Raw genomic sequence first — 16,865 nt, forward strand, 5'->3', positions numbered from 1 at the left:
GGCGGAAATCCTTGGCGTCCGGCGGCGAACGGTGCGTGCCAGGCCGGGAACGATTGCGGGAGCCCGACTGTCTACGTTGATTCGTACATTTGTGACAGATCGGTAACATGAGGTTGCCATGTTATGAACCGATCGGTAACATGTCAAGTATTCCATTGTGGCGGCAGGGCTTTCCCGACGCCGCAGTTCACCGACCAGGGAGTGCCAGACGAATGGCCAAATCGACAACGCCGGGCATGCCGGGCAAGGCATCCGCCAAGGGCGAGGGCGCTGCGGCTACGACGCGACGTCGCAGCGCAGCGCCGCGCCCGGGCAAGGCGGGGCGGCATGTCACGCCCGCTCCCATTGCGCAGCAGCATCTGCTCGACGCCGCGGTCGAGTTGTTCCATACCGAGGGTGTGCGTGCCGTCGGGGTGGACGCCGTGGTCAAGCGCGCGGGCGTGAACAAGATGAGCCTGTATCGCCAGTTCGCCTCGAAGGACGATCTCATTCTGGCGTATCTCGATCACATGCAAACGGCAAGCCTGGCGCGGATCGACGCGAGCATCGCGAAGCGCGAGGGCGATCCGCGGGCGCAACTGTTGCAGATCTTCGTGGATCTCTCGGAGCGCGCGAGCCAGTGCGGCTATCGGGGATGTCCGTTCGTGAATGTGGCCGCGGAGTTTCCCGATCCCGAGCATGCGGCACGCAAGTCGGTCGTGAATTACAAGGCGGAGGTGGTGCGGCGCTTCACCGCGCTCGTGACGGCCGCCGGTTCCCGGCATCCGGCGCCGCTGGTCGATGCGCTGTCGCTGATTCTCGAGGGGGCCTATGCGGCGAGCCAGACGTTCGGCCCGGGCTCGGCGCCGCTGCGTATTCTGCCGACGGTTGCGCGGCAGATCATCGACGCCGGGCTCGCTGGCGCGCTTCAGGACGACTGAAGCCCGGCCCGGCGCTGGCCCGGGCCGGGTGCCGAAAGTCAGGCGGCGAGTCGCGCCCGCGCCACGCCGGCCGTGCCGCGCGTGACCGGGTGGTCGCCGCTCGGGGCGTCGTCCGACGTCATGCGAAAGGCCGCGACCGCCTGGTCGAGCATGTGCGCCTGGTCTTCCATCGACGCGGCCGCCGCGGCCGCCTGCTCAACGAGCGCCGCGTTCTGCTGCGTGACCTCATCCATCTGCGTGACCGCCCGGCCGACTTGTTCAATACCGTGGCTCTGCTCCTCGGACGCCGCCGAAATCTCGCCCATGATGTCGGTGACGCGACGCACGGCCTGTACCACGTCGTGCATCGTCTGGCCGGCCTGGGCGACGAGGGCCGAGCCGTCCTGGACGCGGCCGTTCGACGCTTCGATCAACTCCTTGATCTCCTTGGCTGCCGCCGCGCTGCGCTGCGCGAGCGTACGCACTTCGCCGGCCACCACCGCAAAACCTCGGCCCTGTTCGCCCGCGCGCGCCGCTTCCACGGCGGCGTTGAGCGCCAGAATGTTCGTCTGGAAAGCGATGCCGTCGATCACACTGATGATGTCGACCACCTTGCCCGAGCTTTGCGAAATGCCTTCCATCGTAGCCACGACCTGATCGACGACGTGCCCGCCGCGCACGGCGATGGCCGACGCGTTCTCGGCGAGCTGGCTGGCTTGACGCGCGTTGTCGGCGTTCTGTCGTACCGTGGAGGTGAGCTGCTCCATCGACGACGCCGTCTCTTCCAGTGCGGCGGCCTGCTGTTCGGTGCGAGCCGACAGATCGGTGTTGCCTTCGGCGATTTCCCGTGCCGAAAGCGTGATGGCGCGGGTGCCGCCGCGAATGCGTCCGATCATCTGCTGAAGGTTGGCCTGCATGCGCTGCATGGCGAACAGCAGGCTGGCGCTGTCGCCCTGGCGCAGACGGACCTGAGCGAGCAGGTCGCCGTCGGCGATGCGCGTGGCGATGTCGGCGGCGTACTCCGGCTCGCCGCCCAGACTGTGCTGCACGTTGCGGATGATGAGCAGCATGATTCCCGACACCGCCAGACCGACGATGGCCAGTATGGCGCCCCAGCGCAGCAACGCCCCCACGAACGCCGTGTTGATGTCATCGACGTAGACGCCGGTGGTCAGGTACCAGTCCCAGGGGGAATAGGCGCCCACGCGGCTGATCTTTTCGACGGGCTTATCCGAGCCGGGCTTCGGCCAGAGGTACGTAACGAAAGGATCGTCGGTGCGAGCCGCGGCAACGATGTCCGAGAACATGAGCTTGCCCGACGGATCTCGGAACTGGCTCATGTCCTTGCCTTCGAGCTTGGGGTTGACCGCGTTGAGCACGATGACGCGTTGCGAGTTGAGGATGCCGAAATAGTTGTCGCCGTCATAGCGGATGGCGCCGATCTGCTCGCGCGCGAGCTTCTGGGCTTCGGCGACGGTGATTTCGCCGCGCTGGGCACGCTCGGCGTAGTACTTGGCCAGACTCAGGCCCGCATCGACGACGTGGGTGAGCCCCTCGCGGCGCTCGGCAAGCATCGTGTCGCGCTGGGCCCACGCGCCCCAGACCGCCATGGCCAGCAGACTGACCCACATCAACGCAACGGCAGACCACAACTTCGCTTTCAAACTCAACTGCTGCATCACTTCGTCTTCCCCACTGGTTCCGCTTCGGTGTGACGGACTCGCTGCACGTTGGCGGCGGCCGCGCGAGACGTGTCGTCCGGGTCGCGCGGGCCGAATGTCGATCGAATGTCAGCGCCCTCGATGAGAAAGCACTGACCGAACGTGTGCTAACGGCAGTCCTGGCAAGGACTTGAGGTGCGCGTGGGGCGACGCGCGCGCGAGACAAAGGAAAACCGGGCTAACCGCGGGTGAAAAGTGCGCGAAAACCGGGTGACGACAACCGCTCAGCCGTGGATGACCACCATCAGGCCGCGCGCGACGGATTTGCCCACATTGCGGATCGCATGCGCCCGGTCGGCGGGGTAGCGGGCGGTCTCGCCCGGCCTGGCACGTCGCGCGATGTGATCGACCTCGATGTCGATCTGGCCGTCGAAGACCGTGAAATGCTCGCGCGTGCCCGGATCGTGGGGCTCGGACACCAGCGCGGCGCCGGGTTGCAGCGTCAGCTCGTACCACTCGAATTTCCCGGCCAGCTCCATCGGGCCGAGGATTTTCAGTTGATAGGCCTGTTCGGCGCCGGCCAGCGTCGGTGTTTCGTGCTTGCCGAAGATGCGCACCGGTTCCGGATCGCCGGCCGGGGCACCCAGCAACTGATCGAGCCGCACACCCAGCGCGTTCGCCAGTCGCCACGCCACGGCGATGGTCGGATTGGCCTTGTCGCGCTCGATCTGGGAGAGCATCGACTTCGATACCCCCGAGGCGCGGGAGAGCGTCTCGAGCGTCATGCCACGCTCCTTGCGCAGCTGCTGGATCATGTCGCCGACCGGCGGCGGGGCGCTCGGCGGCAGGGCGGCGGACGGCGTGCTTGCCATAAGGATTCCGGGATATTAAAATTTTTCAATATATTGAAACTTGTTCAATATAAAGTATAGTTTTCGATAAGGTGGATGGCGCCATGGTAGCAGAGCCCGCCGCACGGCCGATGCGCGTTCAGGCAACGCCGCACCGGGCTGGGTCGGGGCGTGATCGTGCGTTGTCGACCGACATCGCTGCCGGCTCACCCGATGCCGGCCGACCTATCCGGCGAGGCCGCACGACGGCACCGCTGTCCGCACAAAGGAGATGCGCACGATGACCGCACAACAACCGGAAGCCCGCGAAGGCTTCTACCGGCAACTGACCGAACGACTCGAAGACACGCGCCGCCAGGGCCTTTTCAAGCAGGAACGCGTGCTCATGTCGCGGCAGGGGCCGGAGGTCATGTGCGACGACGGGCAGACCCGCATCAACCTGTGCGCCAACAACTACCTCGGGCTTTCCGGTAGCGAAACGCTCGTCAAGGCGGGGCAGAAGGCGCTGGAAGACTTCGGCTTCGGCCTGTCGTCGGTGCGTTTCATCTGCGGCACCCAAGGCCCGCACAAGGCGCTCGAAGCCCGCATCGCCGCCTATCTGGGGACGGAAGACGCGATCCTCTACGCCGCGGCGTTCGATGCGAACGGCGGCGTTTTCGAGCCGCTTTTCGACGAGCAGGACGCGATCATCTCCGACGCGCTCAACCATGCCTCGATCATTGACGGGGTACGGCTTTGCAAGGCGCAGCGGTTGCGCTACGCCCACAACGACATGGACGACCTGGCGCGCCAGTTACAGGCGGCGGCCGGGGCGCGTCATCGCATCATCGTCACCGACGGCGTGTTCTCGATGGACGGCACGATCGCCCAGCTCGACCGCATCGTGGCGCTCGCCGAGCAATACGGCGCGCTCATCATGATCGACGAGTGCCACGCAACCGGCTTCATGGGGCCGACCGGGCGCGGCACGCACGAGCATCATGGCGTGCTCGGCAGGATCGACATCATCACCGGCACGCTGGGCAAGGCGCTGGGCGGCGCCATGGGCGGCTTCACCGCAGGCCGTCGGGAAGTGATCGAAACGCTGCGCCAGCGCTCGCGTCCCTATCTCTTCTCGAACAGCCTCGCGCCGGCGATCGTCGGCACGTCGCTCGCCGTCTTCGACGAGCTGGAGCATTCATCCGCGCGACGCGAGCAACTGCATGCCAACACGGCGTTTTTCCGTCAGGAGGTGGCGGCGCTGGGCTTCACGATCAAGCCGGGCACGCATCCCATCGTGCCCGTCATGCTGTTCGACGCCACGCTGGCGCAGCGCTTCGCGCAGCGGCTGTACGAACTGGGCGTGATCGCCACCGGCTTCTTCTATCCCGTGGTGCCGCAGGGGCAGGCGCGCGTGCGCGTTCAACTCTCGGCGGCGCACACCCGCGAACACCTCACGCGGGCGCTGGCGGCGTTCGCGCAGGCCGGCAACGAACTCGGCATTCTCAAACAAGGTTGAACATGGAACGCATCCTCATTATCGGCGCCAACGGACAGATCGGCAGCGAACTCGTCGAAGCTCTTGCCGCGCAGTACGGCAAGGAGAACGTGATTGCGTCGGACATCGCGCCTGGTCCGTCGCGTCACGCGGTCCACTACGAGACGCTCGACGTGCTCGACGCCGCACGACTCGCGGCGCTGGTCGAGCGTTTCGGCATCACGCAGATCTTCCATCTGGCGGCGCTGCTGTCGGCGACCGGCGAAACGCGCCCCCTGCAGGCCTGGACGCTCAACATGAATGGTTTGCTCAACGTGCTCGAACTCGCGCGCGAGCGCAAGCTGCGCGTGTTCTGGCCGTCGTCGATCGCCGCGTTCGGGCCGCATACCCCGGCGGTGGAGACGCCGCAACTGGCCATCATGGACCCGACCACGATGTACGGGATCAGCAAGCAGGCGGGCGAGCGCCTGTGCGAGTACTACTTCACGAAGTTCGGCGTGGACGTGCGCAGCCTGCGCTATCCGGGCGTGATCAGTTACAAGACGCCGCCGGGCGGCGGCACGACCGACTATGCCGTCGACATCTTCCAGGCCGCGCGCCGTGGCGAGACGTACACGTGCTTCCTGAAGGAAGACGCCACGCTGCCGATGATTCACATGCCGGACGCCGTGCGCGCCACGCTGGAACTGATGAACGCCGACGCCTCGCGGCTGCGCGTGCGTTCGTCGTATAACGTGGCGGGGGTCAGTTTCGATCCGGCGACGCTGGCCGCGGCGATCGCGCGCCGGGTGCCGGACTTCACGGTGACGTACGCACCGGACTTCCGTCAGGCGATCGCCGAGACGTGGCCGCACACGCTCGACGACACCCATGCACGCTACGACTGGGGCTGGAAGCCCGCCTACGATCTCGACGCCATGGTCGACGACATGCTCGCCAATGTCCCGTTGGACTGGAGCGCGCCTGCCTTGGGAAACGCAGCTTGAAGGGCGAGAGCGAAACTGGGCGAGCGTGAAACGAAGTGGAAAGACGATGACTGAAAGCGGCGACTGAAAAGCGAACGCGACAGTCCCGGCAAGGCGCGTGCGATGTCGAGTCGTACGCGCCTTGTGTTTTCAGACGCCCTGCCTGCCGTATCGCTTACTTCGGGTGATGGACGGCGTAGTAGGCGAGGGCGGCGAGGACCGCGCAGGTCACGGCAAATGCACGACGGCGCCAGCGATAGGCGGGGGTCATGCTCATGGCACGGCCACGGCCTTCTGCTTTCGAATGGTAATAGCTCATGATGCGTCTTCTCGGGTCTGATACACGGTCTGCGCCGCGGAAAGAACCTGCGCGATGAATTGTCGATGCGCCCCCCGGGGGCATCCGCCGCAGGTTCTGAATCGATTATGCGACCGCACAAAAACGACCGCGAATCAGTATCTTTACCGATAGGTGTCGCCTTTTTGACACGGTCCGTCGCATGGTGATGGTCGTTTCGACGAAGCCTTCGGAACCGGCAGCGTGCATGCGCCGCCCCGCCGCAGCCCGACGCCACGGCCCGGTGACGGCGGTTCCCCGGGCGATGTCTCGATTGGCGTGATTCTCGTATTGCGAAGGTTGCGCAGAATCCCCATTTGCCCGCTTGCGTGCCGCGTGTCGCGCTGAAACAATGCACGAAAACGGTGGCCATGCCGATGGCCGCTTCCAAATCGTCGTTGAGATCACGCCTGGGGAGGGTCGTGCCATGACGCCGAAAACGCGCCGCACCATCGCTTGCGGCCATCGCGGAGTCGCCGTCCGGCGCGCCGCCATTGTCATTGCCGCTGCGAGTCTATGCACGGCTCACGTCCATGCGCAGGAAGCCATGCTGCGCGCCAACAACCAGGTCTGGCTCGGCGTGGGCGCCCAACCGCTCAACTACCGGGAAGACATCGGGCCAGGCAAAAGCGATTCCGAACGTGGGACCACCGCGGCGTTCGCATTGGGTGCGGCCACCCAGCGCCAGCTGTTCGGCATCTCGAACCTTTATTTCAGCGGTTCGGTGCGCGTGTCGCACGGCAATGTCGATTACAGCGGCTATTTGCAGGACTTCGCGGGTCGGGTCGTGCAGCCGAATTACCAGATGACCACACGCTCCACGAACACCGACGTCACGCTCAAGGCGGGCAAGGCGATCCCGTTTCGTCTCGGCACGTGGAGCGCGCAAGTGGTGCCGTACCTGAGTTACAGCTATCACGACTGGATTCGCGACAGCAGCCGCGACCCCTACGGCTTCTACGAGCGCTATCGGCACCACGTGGTCGGCGGCGGGCTGATGGGGCAGCTGGAAGTCACGCCGAGGCTCGTGGCGACGGCCGATGTCCGGGCCGGGGCGATGGTCGGGGCCTCGATGACCCAGGCGGGATCGCAGAATACGTTCAGCCTGGGCAACAAGCCCGTGGTCGTGGCCGGGCTCGGCCTCGACTACGCCGTGGCCCGAAACTTCCACATCAACGCCTCGTACGAATGGTCGCGCTTCCAGTACGGCCGTTCGAGCGTGACACAGGTGGCACCGGGCACGGCCGCCTACGAGCCCGATTCGAGAACGATCACGCAGACCTGGATGATCGGCGCGGGCTACGCGTTCTGAGCCCAAGCCGTCCGCGTTTGGCCGGGGACGGCGACCGGGGCGGTCAGGTCGCGCCTTCGACGTCCTCGAGACTGAACGTTTCCGTGTGGTCGTTGTACGAGAAGATCTCTGCGTAGCGCCCCCAGTTGATGGCGGTGTCGAGCGTTTCCTGTGCGAGGTCGTCCGACATCGAATCCTCCAGCTCCTGTTCGAAGCGCACGCGCGGCGCGCGTTGGCCACGACGCTCCTGCAACACCGCGCGAATCTTCGCGGCAAGCGGCACATGGCGCAGCAGGTGCTCGGCAAACAGCACCTTGCGCTCCTGCGTGCTCACGTCCACGAACCGCTTGCCGGCGGCGGTCAGCAGAATGTCGCCTTCCTTGAGTTCCGCGAAACCGAGCTGATCGAGAATTTCCGCCACGGGGAACAGATCGTCGACTTCGAGCAGAAGCGTCTGGGCGATTTCCGGCAGGTCGGCGCGACCGTTGTACGGCGGCACGGCGAGCGCTTCGAGCAGACCGGCCATCAGGTTGGTCGAGACTTCGTGCAGCGGACTGGACAGCTCCAGTGGCATCTTCTGCGTGGTGTGCGCGTTGCGGCGCGAGGTCATCAGCGCATAGATGTCGTCGACCATCTTGCGGAAGGCGGGGTCGAGACGGTTGCGACGGTGCGCGAACGGCACCTTGATCTCGGCGACCACGCGACCCGGATTGGACGACAGCACCAGAATCCGGTCGCACATGAATACCGCTTCCTCGATGTTGTGCGTGACGATCAGGATCGACTTGATCGGCAACTGACGCTGGCTCCACAGATCGAGCAGATCGGTGCGCAGCGTTTCCGCCGTGAGCACGTCGAGCGCGGAAAAGGGCTCGTCCATGAGCAGCAGCGTGGGGTTGACCACGAGGGCCCGCGCAAAACCCACGCGCTGGCGCATGCCGCCCGACAGTTCGCGCGGATAAGCGTTTTCGAAACCGTCCAGGCCGATCAGGTCGATCGCCGCGAGCGCGCGGCGACGTCGCTCCTTGGGCTCGACGCCCAGCGCTTCGAGCCCGGCTTCCACGTTCTGCAGCACCGTCAGCCATGGGAACAGGGCAAAGGTCTGGAACACCATCGCCACCCCTTCGGGCGGGCCCGCGAGTGGCTGCCCCATGTAGCGGATATCGCCCGAGCTCGGCTGGATCAGGCCGGCAATGATGCGCAGCAGCGTCGACTTGCCCGAGCCGGAGCGGCCGAGCAGGCCGACGATTTCGCCTTCGTGCAGTTGCAGGTTCACGCCGTCGAGCACCTGGCGCTCGTCGCTGCCCTTGCGGAAGCCGCGGCTGACGTTGGCGAGCGAGAAGATCTCTTTTCCGGCAATCGTATGGGTATCGTTCGGCATCACGGCCCCTTCAATTCAGACGAAGCTTGTTTTCGGCGATGGCGTACATGGGGCGCCACAGCAAGCGGTTGAACAGCACCACGAACAGCGCCATCACGGCGATGCCGAGCAGAATACGCGGGTAGTCGCCGTCGGCGGTGGTCTGCGCGATGTACGCGCCCAGGCCGTGCGCGGCGACCTTGTCGTCGCCCCACTGCACCCATTCCGAGACGATGGACGCGTTCCAGGCGCCGCCCGACGCCGTGATCGCACCGGTCACGTAGTACGGGAAGATGCCGGGCAGCATCACCTGGCGCCACCACTGCCAGCCGCGAATGCGGAAGTTGGTGGCGGCCTCCTTGAAGTCGTTCGGGAAGGCGGTCGCGCCGGCGATCACGTTGAACAGGATGTACCACTGCGTGCCCAGCACGATGAGCGGCGAGAGCCAGATGTCCGGGTTCGCGTGGAAGTGGACGATCGCCATCACGAAGATCGGGAACAGCAGGTTCGCCGGGAATGCGGCGAGGAACTGCGCCAGCGGCTGGATGCGCTCGGCCAGTTTCGGACGCAGCCCGATCAGCACGCCCAGCGGCACCCAGATCGCCGACGCAATCGCGATGAGCACGACAACGCGCACCAGCGTGATCAGGCCGAGGCCGAAAACGCGCAGCACCTCGGAGAAGCCGACTTCGGAGAGCACGAAGTCGCAGATCTTCCATGCGGCCCATACCCCCATGACCACCAGCAGCAGCGCCCACAGCCAGTCGATGGCGCGCGAGAGCCGGGTGTTCGATTCCGAGTGAATGGCCGCGGGCAGCGACAGCGGCATGCGCATACGAGCAATCGTGCGCAGCAGCTTGCCGAACGGGCGCAGCAGGAACTGGATCGCGCGCGTGCGCTGGATCACGTTGAGCACCCACGATTCGGGCGTCGCTTGCGAGACGGTGTCTTCGAGACGGAACTTGTCCGCCCAGGCCACCATGGGGCGGAACAGGAACTGGTCGTAGATGACGATGACGACGATCATCGCCAGGATCACCCAGCCCACCGCATGCAGGTCGCGCTGCAGGATGGCCGTCGCGAGATACGCGCCGATGCCCGGCAGCGTGACCGTCTTGTCGCCCACCGTGATCGCTTCCGATGCCACCACGAAGAACCAGCCGCCCGACATGCTCATCATCATGTTCCAGATGAGGCCGGGCATCGAATAGGGCACGTCGAGCTTCCAGAACCGCTGCCAGGGCGACAGACGCAGATTCACCGCGACTTCGGACAGGTCGCGCGGCTGCGTTCGCATCGACTGATAGAACGAGAACGTCATGTTCCACGCCTGGCTCGTGAAGATCGCGAAGATGGCGGCGCATTCGGCGCCGAGCACGCGTCCCGGGAAAAGCGCGAGGAAGAAGGTGACCGTAAACGAGATATAACCCAGCACCGGCACTGACTGGAGGATGTCGAGCATCGGCACGAGCAGCTTCTCGGCGCGCCGGCTCTTGGCCGCGAGCGTGCCGTAGACCAGCGTGAAGAGCAACGATGCGACCATGGCCGCGAGCATGCGCAGCGTAGTGCGCAGGGCGTACTCGGGCAGGTTGGACGGGTCCAGCGATATGACTTCGGACTGCAGGTCGGCCAGCGGCGCCCAGGTCTGGCGAATGCCCGAAGAACTCACCATCAGGAACCCGATGATGAGCGGGAAGGCGATGAAATCCCAGCGGTTTGGCAGCAGGCGTCGCGCAGTGGCGGGGATGAACGGACGGGCTACGCGCGTCATCAGGACCTCGAGAGATTGAGGGGTCGGACGGTCAACAGGAGTTTGCGTCGCATTGCGGCACGGGCGGCCACGGGCACGTGTGCAGGGACGGCAGCGGATGCTACCAGATTGCCCTGCAAATTGATGTTAAAGCGCATGTCGCGGGCTGGCAAACCCGCTGCGCGGCGACTGACTGTGGTTTTTATGCTGCACCGCGTCAGGCGTCTCGTTTCGGTGGGTGATACATGGCGGTGCGGCGGTGCGCCTGATTCCTCGCGCGCGATTTCCGGAAGACGAGGCGAACGGTTTCGGGTAGGGAAAACGTTATTTTGAAGATGTGAACTTTATGGGCGCGCCACAGACCAATCCCCGCGGCTTGATTCGTGCCGTGCGGTCGTGTAGTGTGCACCGCTCGATCGGGCCACGGCGCCTGCTGCCATGGGGCAAGATGCCCTCTGCGGCCGTCGTGTGGCATGCCGGCCCGACCCCCTCCCATTCCCAGACAAGCAAGGATGCGCCGCATGACGACGCCATTGGACGCGCGTTGCGAGCGCGCACAACAACTGAGTGCCGCGGGCCGGCTCGACGAGGCGATTGCCGAGTTGCGCCAGGTGCTGAAGCAATCTCCCGAATTCGTCCCCGCCCTCGAGGGCCTGGCTTACGTCTCGCTGCGCATGCGCGCCTTCGAGGCGGCTGCCGACGCATTCGACCGTCTGCTCGCGCTCGTGCCGCAGCCCGGCGCGCAGCCCTGTTTCGACGCCGCGATGGCGAACTTGCAGGCGGGGCGTCAGATGCGAGCCGAAGCGTTGTTCGAGGCCACCGTGCAGCAGTCGCACGACGTCATCGGCACGATGCACACCGTGGGGCTCACGTGGGCGCAGGCAGGCGACAACGCCCGCGCACTCGTCTGGTTCGAGCGCACGGCGGCCAAGGCGCCGGCGCTTTGGCAGGCGCATTTCAACCGGGGTCGCGCGCTCGGCGCGCTGGGCCGGTATGACGAAGAGATCGACGCGTATCGTCTGGCGAACGCCATTGCGCCGCAGCAACCCGATCCCCTGGTGAACCTCGGTGTGGCGTTGCGAGAGCGACATGCGTTCGCCGACGCGCTGCAATGCCTGCACGAAGCGGTGAAGCGCTCGCCCGATCACGTGGGCGCGCGCACCAATCGCGCGCAGACCCACCTGCTGCTGGGCGACTACGAGCCGGGCTGGCATGACTACGAATGGCGCTGGCAGGAGGGCGTGCAGGAGCGGCGCTTTGCCGACCGGTTGTGGGACGGACATACGTCAGTCGAAGGCAAGACCGTGTTCGTCTACAGCGAGCCTGGCTACGGCGACACCCTGCAGTTCGTCCGGTTCCTGCCGCGCCTGGTGAAGATGGGCGCCAACGTAGTGCTGTCGGTGCAGGCGCCGCTCGTCACGTTGCTCGGCGGCGTGGCGCGCGGGGTGACGGTGCTCGGCGATCACATGCCGGTGCCGTCCTTCGACTGGCAGGTGCCGCTGCTCAGCCTGCCCCATCTGCTCAGGATCGGGGGCGACGTGGCCGTGCATTCGCCCTACCTGCGCTCCAGTGCGGGGCGCGAGATGGTCTGGCGCTCCGCGCTTGGCGCCAAGCCCGAGGGCGCGCTGCGCATCGGCTTCGTGTGGCGTGCGCGTGCGCTCCCGCCGCAACGGGATGTGCCGCTCGCGCACTGGGCGCCGGTGTTCGCGTCGGGCGCGCAATGCTACGCCCTGCAAGTCGATGCCACGGACGAAGAGCGTGCCGAACTCGCGCGGTATTCCAACGTGCACGACATCGGCGCCAAGCTCAGCGACTTTGCCGAGACCGCCGCCGTCATGGCCCAGATGGATCTCGTGATCTCGGTCGACACGGCGGCGCTGCATCTGGCCGGCGCCCTGGGCAAGCCGGTGTGGGGACTGATCCAGCACACGCCCAACTGGCGCTGGCAGCTCGATCGTCGCGACAGCGACTGGTACCCGTCGGTCACCCTGTACCGTCAGCCCGAGCGCGGCGACTGGGACGGCGCAATGGCGCAGGTAGTTCGTGACCTCGAGGTGTTGATGCGGGGCGGGCCGATGGCGCAGGTCGCCTGATCGGGCGGGGCCGATGACGACGTCGCTCCGGATCGTGCGGCGTCGGTCGTGCATGACGGCGATGCGGCCGCGTGCGACGCCCACCTGACGTCCCCTCTGGCCCGCCGGGATCAGCCGGCGTCGGCTTGGTCTTCCTCGACGTCGCGCAGCCGCGTATAGATGTTCCAGCTCGCGATGAACAGCGCGGCAATGAGCGGCCCGATCACGAAGCCGGTCAGGCCAAAGAGCGACATGCCGCCGAGTGTGGAGATGAGCACCACCCAGTCGGGCAGTTTGGTGTCCTTGCCCACGAGGATCGGGCGCAGCACGTTGTCGACGAGGCTCACGATGGTGCCGCAGAACGCGAACAGCACCACGCCTTTCCAGATCGCCCCCGAGAGCAGCAGCCAGACGCCCACCGGCACCCACACCACCGCCGCGCCGACCGCCGGCAGCAGCGACAGGAACGCCATCACCACGGCGGCGAGTACGTAGCCTTCGATGCCGAGCACCGCGAAGATGAATCCGCCGAGCATGCCCTGCGCGACGGCGACAGCGATGTTGCCCTTGACCGTGGCGCGCACAACCGTGGTGAATTGCCGGATCAACTGACCCTTGTGACGTTCGTCCAGCGGCAGCGCGCGGCGTACCATCGCGCCGAGCGCCACGCCATCGCGCAGCAGGAAGAACAGCATGTAGAGCATCACGCCGAAGCTCACGAGCAACTGCGCCGTGTTCTGGCCGATGCTCACGAGATAGACGGCCACGAGGCGCCCGATCTGCGCCGCGCCGTCACCGAGTTTCTGCTGGATGGCGTTGACGTCCTGCACGCCGGCGAGGTCCATGATGCGATGCACGCTCGCGGGCAGCCGGTCGAGCAATTGCTGAAAGGCAACGGTGAGCTGTGGCAGATCGGTGCGAAAGCGCACGAGCGCCGAACTGACTTCCTGCGTGAGCATGCCCACCACGACCGTGAGCGGCAGAATCACGATGAGCAGCACCAGCGCGAGGGTGGTGAGCGCGGCCAGGTTGGGGCGCCCGCGCATGCGGTGCAACACGCGGCGCTGCACCGGCTGGAACAGCAGGGCGAGGATCGTGCCCCAGAACACGGCGCCGAAGAGGGGGAACAGGATCCACCCGAACGCGACCGTCACCACGAACAGCATCAGGTGGAAGAATTTGCGCTGGTCGCTACGACTCGACATGAGGGTTCCTTGCAGATGGCGACGGCACGGGAGGTGCGTCAGAGGTTCTTATATCAGAATCGGACGCCTGCCCGATGGCCTCGATGATACGGAGCACGAGCGGATGTCCTTCGCCGCGTCGCGAGCGGATGGCGTGGATTTCCTCGTGAACGCCCTCGGGCCGCCCCAGCCAGCGCAGGCCGCGCAATATCGACACGTCGCCCGCGCCCGCCTCGCTCAGTGCGAAGACACCCATCCCGCGCGTGGCGAACACGGCCATGAGCGCGCTGTCTTCGAACTCGCCCACGACATTGGGCCGAATCCCCTGTGTCTCGAACCACAGATCGAGGCGTGCGCGCAGCGCGGAGTGCCCCGTGGGCAGCAGCACCGGCAACTCGGCGAGGCATTGCGGAAACGCGTCGCGCGAGGCGTTGCGCACGACCGATGCCGGGCCGTACCAGTCCACCGGCGATTCCGCGAGACGCTCGCTGGCCAGACGCAACGTCGGGTTATAGGGGGCGGGCTGGCTGGCGAGCACCAGATCGAGTTTGTGCAGCGCCAGCTCGGCGAGCAATTGCTCGTGCTCGCCCTCGTGGCAGACCAGTCTGAGGGCAGGCGTATCGAGTACCGGGGCGAGGATCGCATGTGCGGCCAGTTTGGAGATGCCGTCGGCCAGCCCCACGGACAGACGCGCCACCCGGCCGCTCGCCGCCTCGCGGACTTCGTCGGGAATCGACTGGCCGAGACGGAAAATCTCTTCGGCACGTCGAAACGCCGCCTGCCCCGGCTCCGTCATCGTCACGCCCCGCCCGGCGGGCTTGAGCAACTGATGCCCCAGTGACTTCTCGAGCTCGCGCACCTGGGCGCTGATCGTCTGCACGGCCATGTCCAGGCGTTGCGCTGCTCGGGCGAAGCCGCCTTCCTTGACGACGACCCAAAAATAGTAAAGATGTCGGTAGTTCAACATGTTCCTGTATCTTCGGAAAAACCGAACTTTCATGAAGTATATAGATGGTTTTTGCGAAGCGTGAGTTCGACGATGATGCGGTTCTGAACCCGCAAGCTACGTTTGGTGCGGGTTGCGAGGGAAGGACTGGGGCGCGGCGTCGGGAAGTGCGAGGCGGGCGCTCCGACAACCATACGGAAACTCTGACGCACATATGGACTATTTACTTGCTTTGGCGGCTGACCCGGCGGTGTGGGCGGCCCTTGTCACGTTGGTGGTCATGGAGGTCGTGCTTGGCATCGACAACCTGATCTTCATTTCGATTCTGACCAACAAGTTGCCGTTGGCGATGCGGGCGCGTACGCAACGCATGGGAATTGCGCTGGCCCTGGTCATGCGTCTGGCGCTGCTTGGAACGGTGGCGTGGATCGCGAAGCTCACGACGCCGCTTTTCGAGTTGTTCGGTCACGGGTTTTCGTGGCGCGACCTGATTCTGGTCGCGGGTGGTCTTTTCCTGGTGTGGAAGGCGACCAAGGAGATGCATCATCACGTGGCGCACGGCGCGGGCGAGGACGATGAGGCGGGGCATGGCGACGGGGCGTCGGGGGCCGGTACGCTGGCGACGATCACCGCACGCGCGGCGGTCATGCAGATTCTGCTGCTCGATCTCGTGTTCTCGATCGACAGTATCGTCACGGCCGTGGGCATGACGGAACACATCCCGATCATGTTCATTGCGGTGATTGCCGCGGTGACCGCGATGCTTTTCATGGCGGGGCCGCTTTCGCGGTTCATTGCCGCGAACCCCACGGTCGTGATGTTGGCGCTGGGCTTCCTGCTGGTGATCGGTATGACGCTGATCGCCGAGGGCTTCGGGTCGCATGTGCCGAAGGGATACATCTACGCGGCGATGGCGTTCTCGGCATTCGTCGAGGGGCTGAACATGCTCACGCGTCGTGCGAAGGCGCGCCGCAACGCCCAGAAGGCGCGGGTGGTGCACTAAACGGCGCCGGCACGGCGCACATGCCGGCGCGTCTTTGAGACGCGCGCGGCGCGCGCCGGGAACTGAGTTGCCCCCAAGGGTTGGCGTCAACGCCAACCCTTGGGGGTTTTTTCATGGTGGTGGGGAGTTCGTTTTTTTCGAAGTTGAGTGAATGAAAATGCAGGTTTTTTCGTTGCGCTGCGCCCGATACATTGAGGGCGTTGTCTTTTCAGTGACGGAGCGAAACGATGAAGTGTCCTGTGTGCGGTACCCCGGATTTGTTGATGACGGAGCGTCAGGGCGTGGAGATCGACTATTGTCCGACGTGTCGTGGCGTGTGGCTCGATCGCGGCGAACTGGACAAGTTGATCGAGCGCACCGATGGCGGTCCGGCGATGACGTCGCCGCAATCGGCGCGTCATCATGAGCGTTCGCAGCGGATGGAACGCGACACGCGAGAGCATCGCGACGATCGCCATTCGTACGACACGCACGACAGACATTATGGACACGACGATCGGCGACGGCATTACAGCCAGCCGCGCAAGAAGAAGTCGCTGTTCGAGATGTTCGATTTCGATTAATTGACGGCGTTGCGCAAATGCAAGGCGTCATGGTCGGCGCCTTGCGGGCGGCTATGAAGTGACGGGGGCCTGGCAATGTTCGGGGTGCGTGTTTCGCGCCCGTACGGACTGCGACCAATGTGGTCGGGGTCAGGGCGATATGACGCGCTCGCTGCTCAGACGAATCCCGATTTGACGTTGGCGTTCGGGGAATAAAAAAACGGCTTCCATCGCTGGAAGCCGTTTTCAAATTTGGTGGCGAATCAGGGACTCGAACCCCGGACCTGCGGATTATGATTCCGTCGCTCTAACCGACTGAGCTAATTCGCCGTAGAAGATAGATTATAGGTAGGCCCCCATAGGCTGTCAACATCTTTTTTGCGAAACGATAAAGATCGTTCGGTAGCCTTTTGCACGGCTCGCTCGTCCGTCGCGGCAGGGGTTGCCCGGACGCACCCCGAAAGCCCGCGCAATCCCCATGGCACAAATGAAAACGCCGGGACCCGAAGGCCCCGGCGCTCACCGAT

At 65.2% G+C, this 16,865-nt stretch carries 14 protein-coding genes and 1 tRNA gene; 7 read left to right on the forward strand and 8 right to left on the reverse strand.

Features of this window, described 5'->3' with window-relative positions; translation table 11 throughout:
- Positions 1-236 precede the first annotated feature (236 nt).
- Positions 237-920 carry a TetR/AcrR family transcriptional regulator gene (locus tag W930_RS27380; RefSeq protein ID WP_048806743.1) on the forward strand — a complete coding sequence of 228 codons (684 nt, stop codon included), beginning with the start codon at positions 237-239 and terminating at the stop codon, positions 918-920.
- 38 nt (positions 921-958) lie between these two features.
- Here the strand turns inward: W930_RS27380 and W930_RS27385 are convergent, their stop codons facing one another.
- Positions 959-2,578, reverse strand: coding sequence for a methyl-accepting chemotaxis protein (locus W930_RS27385; RefSeq protein ID WP_023594248.1), 1,620 nt, complete (start codon positions 2,576-2,578; stop codon positions 959-961).
- Positions 2,579-2,844: 266 nt separating this feature from the next.
- On the reverse strand, positions 2,845-3,432 hold the full coding sequence (locus W930_RS0113920) for a helix-turn-helix domain-containing protein (RefSeq protein WP_023594249.1): 588 nt from the start codon (positions 3,430-3,432) through the stop codon (positions 2,845-2,847).
- A gap of 259 nt (positions 3,433-3,691) precedes the next feature.
- On the opposite strand from W930_RS0113920, the gene kbl reads away from it, so the two are divergent.
- Both kbl and W930_RS27390 read left to right on the forward strand, forming a co-directional pair.
- A complete protein-coding gene (gene kbl, locus W930_RS0113925; protein ID WP_023594250.1) occupies positions 3,692-4,909 on the forward strand; it encodes a glycine C-acetyltransferase in 1,218 nt (405 codons plus the stop codon).
- A 2-nt stretch (positions 4,910-4,911) separates the two neighbouring features.
- Entirely contained in the window at positions 4,912-5,874 is a 963-nt protein-coding gene (locus tag W930_RS27390) for an NAD-dependent epimerase/dehydratase family protein (RefSeq protein ID WP_023872306.1), read from the forward strand.
- A 154-nt stretch (positions 5,875-6,028) separates the two neighbouring features.
- Here the strand turns inward: W930_RS27390 and W930_RS30460 are convergent, their stop codons facing one another.
- Complete coding sequence (locus tag W930_RS30460) at positions 6,029-6,172, reverse strand: hypothetical protein (protein ID WP_023594252.1); 144 nt, start codon at positions 6,170-6,172, stop codon at positions 6,029-6,031.
- Positions 6,173-6,617: 445 nt separating this feature from the next.
- Between W930_RS30460 and W930_RS0113940 the strand changes: the two genes are divergently transcribed.
- Complete coding sequence (locus W930_RS0113940) at positions 6,618-7,502, forward strand: outer membrane protein (RefSeq protein ID WP_141572444.1); 885 nt, start codon at positions 6,618-6,620, stop codon at positions 7,500-7,502.
- Between the two features lie 43 nt (positions 7,503-7,545).
- Here W930_RS0113940 and W930_RS0113945 read toward each other — a convergent pair whose 3' ends face one another.
- Positions 7,546-8,862, reverse strand: coding sequence for an AAA-associated domain-containing protein (locus W930_RS0113945; RefSeq protein ID WP_023594254.1), 1,317 nt, complete (start codon positions 8,860-8,862; stop codon positions 7,546-7,548).
- 10 nt (positions 8,863-8,872) lie between these two features.
- Positions 8,873-10,612 (reverse strand): ABC transporter permease subunit, encoded by a 1,740-nt coding sequence (locus W930_RS0113950; RefSeq protein ID WP_023872304.1) that lies wholly within the window; start codon positions 10,610-10,612, stop codon positions 8,873-8,875.
- Positions 10,613-11,112: 500 nt separating this feature from the next.
- Here W930_RS0113950 and W930_RS27395 point away from each other — a divergent pair, with 500 nt between their 5' ends.
- Positions 11,113-12,684 carry a tetratricopeptide repeat protein gene (locus W930_RS27395; protein WP_024788625.1) on the forward strand — a complete coding sequence of 524 codons (1,572 nt, stop codon included), beginning with the start codon at positions 11,113-11,115 and terminating at the stop codon, positions 12,682-12,684.
- Positions 12,685-12,794: 110 nt separating this feature from the next.
- Here the strand turns inward: W930_RS27395 and W930_RS0113960 are convergent, their stop codons facing one another.
- Both W930_RS0113960 and W930_RS0113965 read right to left on the reverse strand, forming a co-directional pair.
- Positions 12,795-13,868, reverse strand: a complete 1,074-nt coding sequence (locus W930_RS0113960) for an AI-2E family transporter (RefSeq protein WP_023872302.1) — start codon at positions 13,866-13,868, stop codon at positions 12,795-12,797.
- On the reverse strand, positions 13,855-14,814 hold the full coding sequence (locus tag W930_RS0113965) for a LysR substrate-binding domain-containing protein (RefSeq protein WP_023594258.1): 960 nt from the start codon (positions 14,812-14,814) through the stop codon (positions 13,855-13,857). Before W930_RS0113965 ends, W930_RS0113960 begins: the two co-directional genes overlap by 14 nt.
- 193 nt (positions 14,815-15,007) lie before the next feature.
- Here W930_RS0113965 and W930_RS0113970 point away from each other — a divergent pair, with 193 nt between their 5' ends.
- Both W930_RS0113970 and W930_RS0113975 read left to right on the forward strand, forming a co-directional pair.
- Complete coding sequence (locus W930_RS0113970) at positions 15,008-15,796, forward strand: TerC family protein (protein WP_023594259.1); 789 nt, start codon at positions 15,008-15,010, stop codon at positions 15,794-15,796.
- Between the two features lie 227 nt (positions 15,797-16,023).
- Positions 16,024-16,359: a zf-TFIIB domain-containing protein gene (locus W930_RS0113975; RefSeq protein ID WP_023594260.1), complete on the forward strand. Its 336-nt coding sequence runs from the start codon at positions 16,024-16,026 to the stop codon at positions 16,357-16,359.
- Positions 16,360-16,591: 232 nt separating this feature from the next.
- On the opposite strand, the gene W930_RS0113980 is transcribed toward W930_RS0113975, so the two are convergent.
- Positions 16,592-16,668: transfer RNA gene (locus tag W930_RS0113980), tRNA-Met, on the reverse strand.
- Positions 16,669-16,865 lie beyond the last annotated feature (197 nt).

The organism is Pandoraea sp. E26, from assembly GCF_000681415.1.
Classification (GTDB): Bacteria; Pseudomonadota; Gammaproteobacteria; order Burkholderiales; family Burkholderiaceae; genus Pandoraea; species Pandoraea pnomenusa.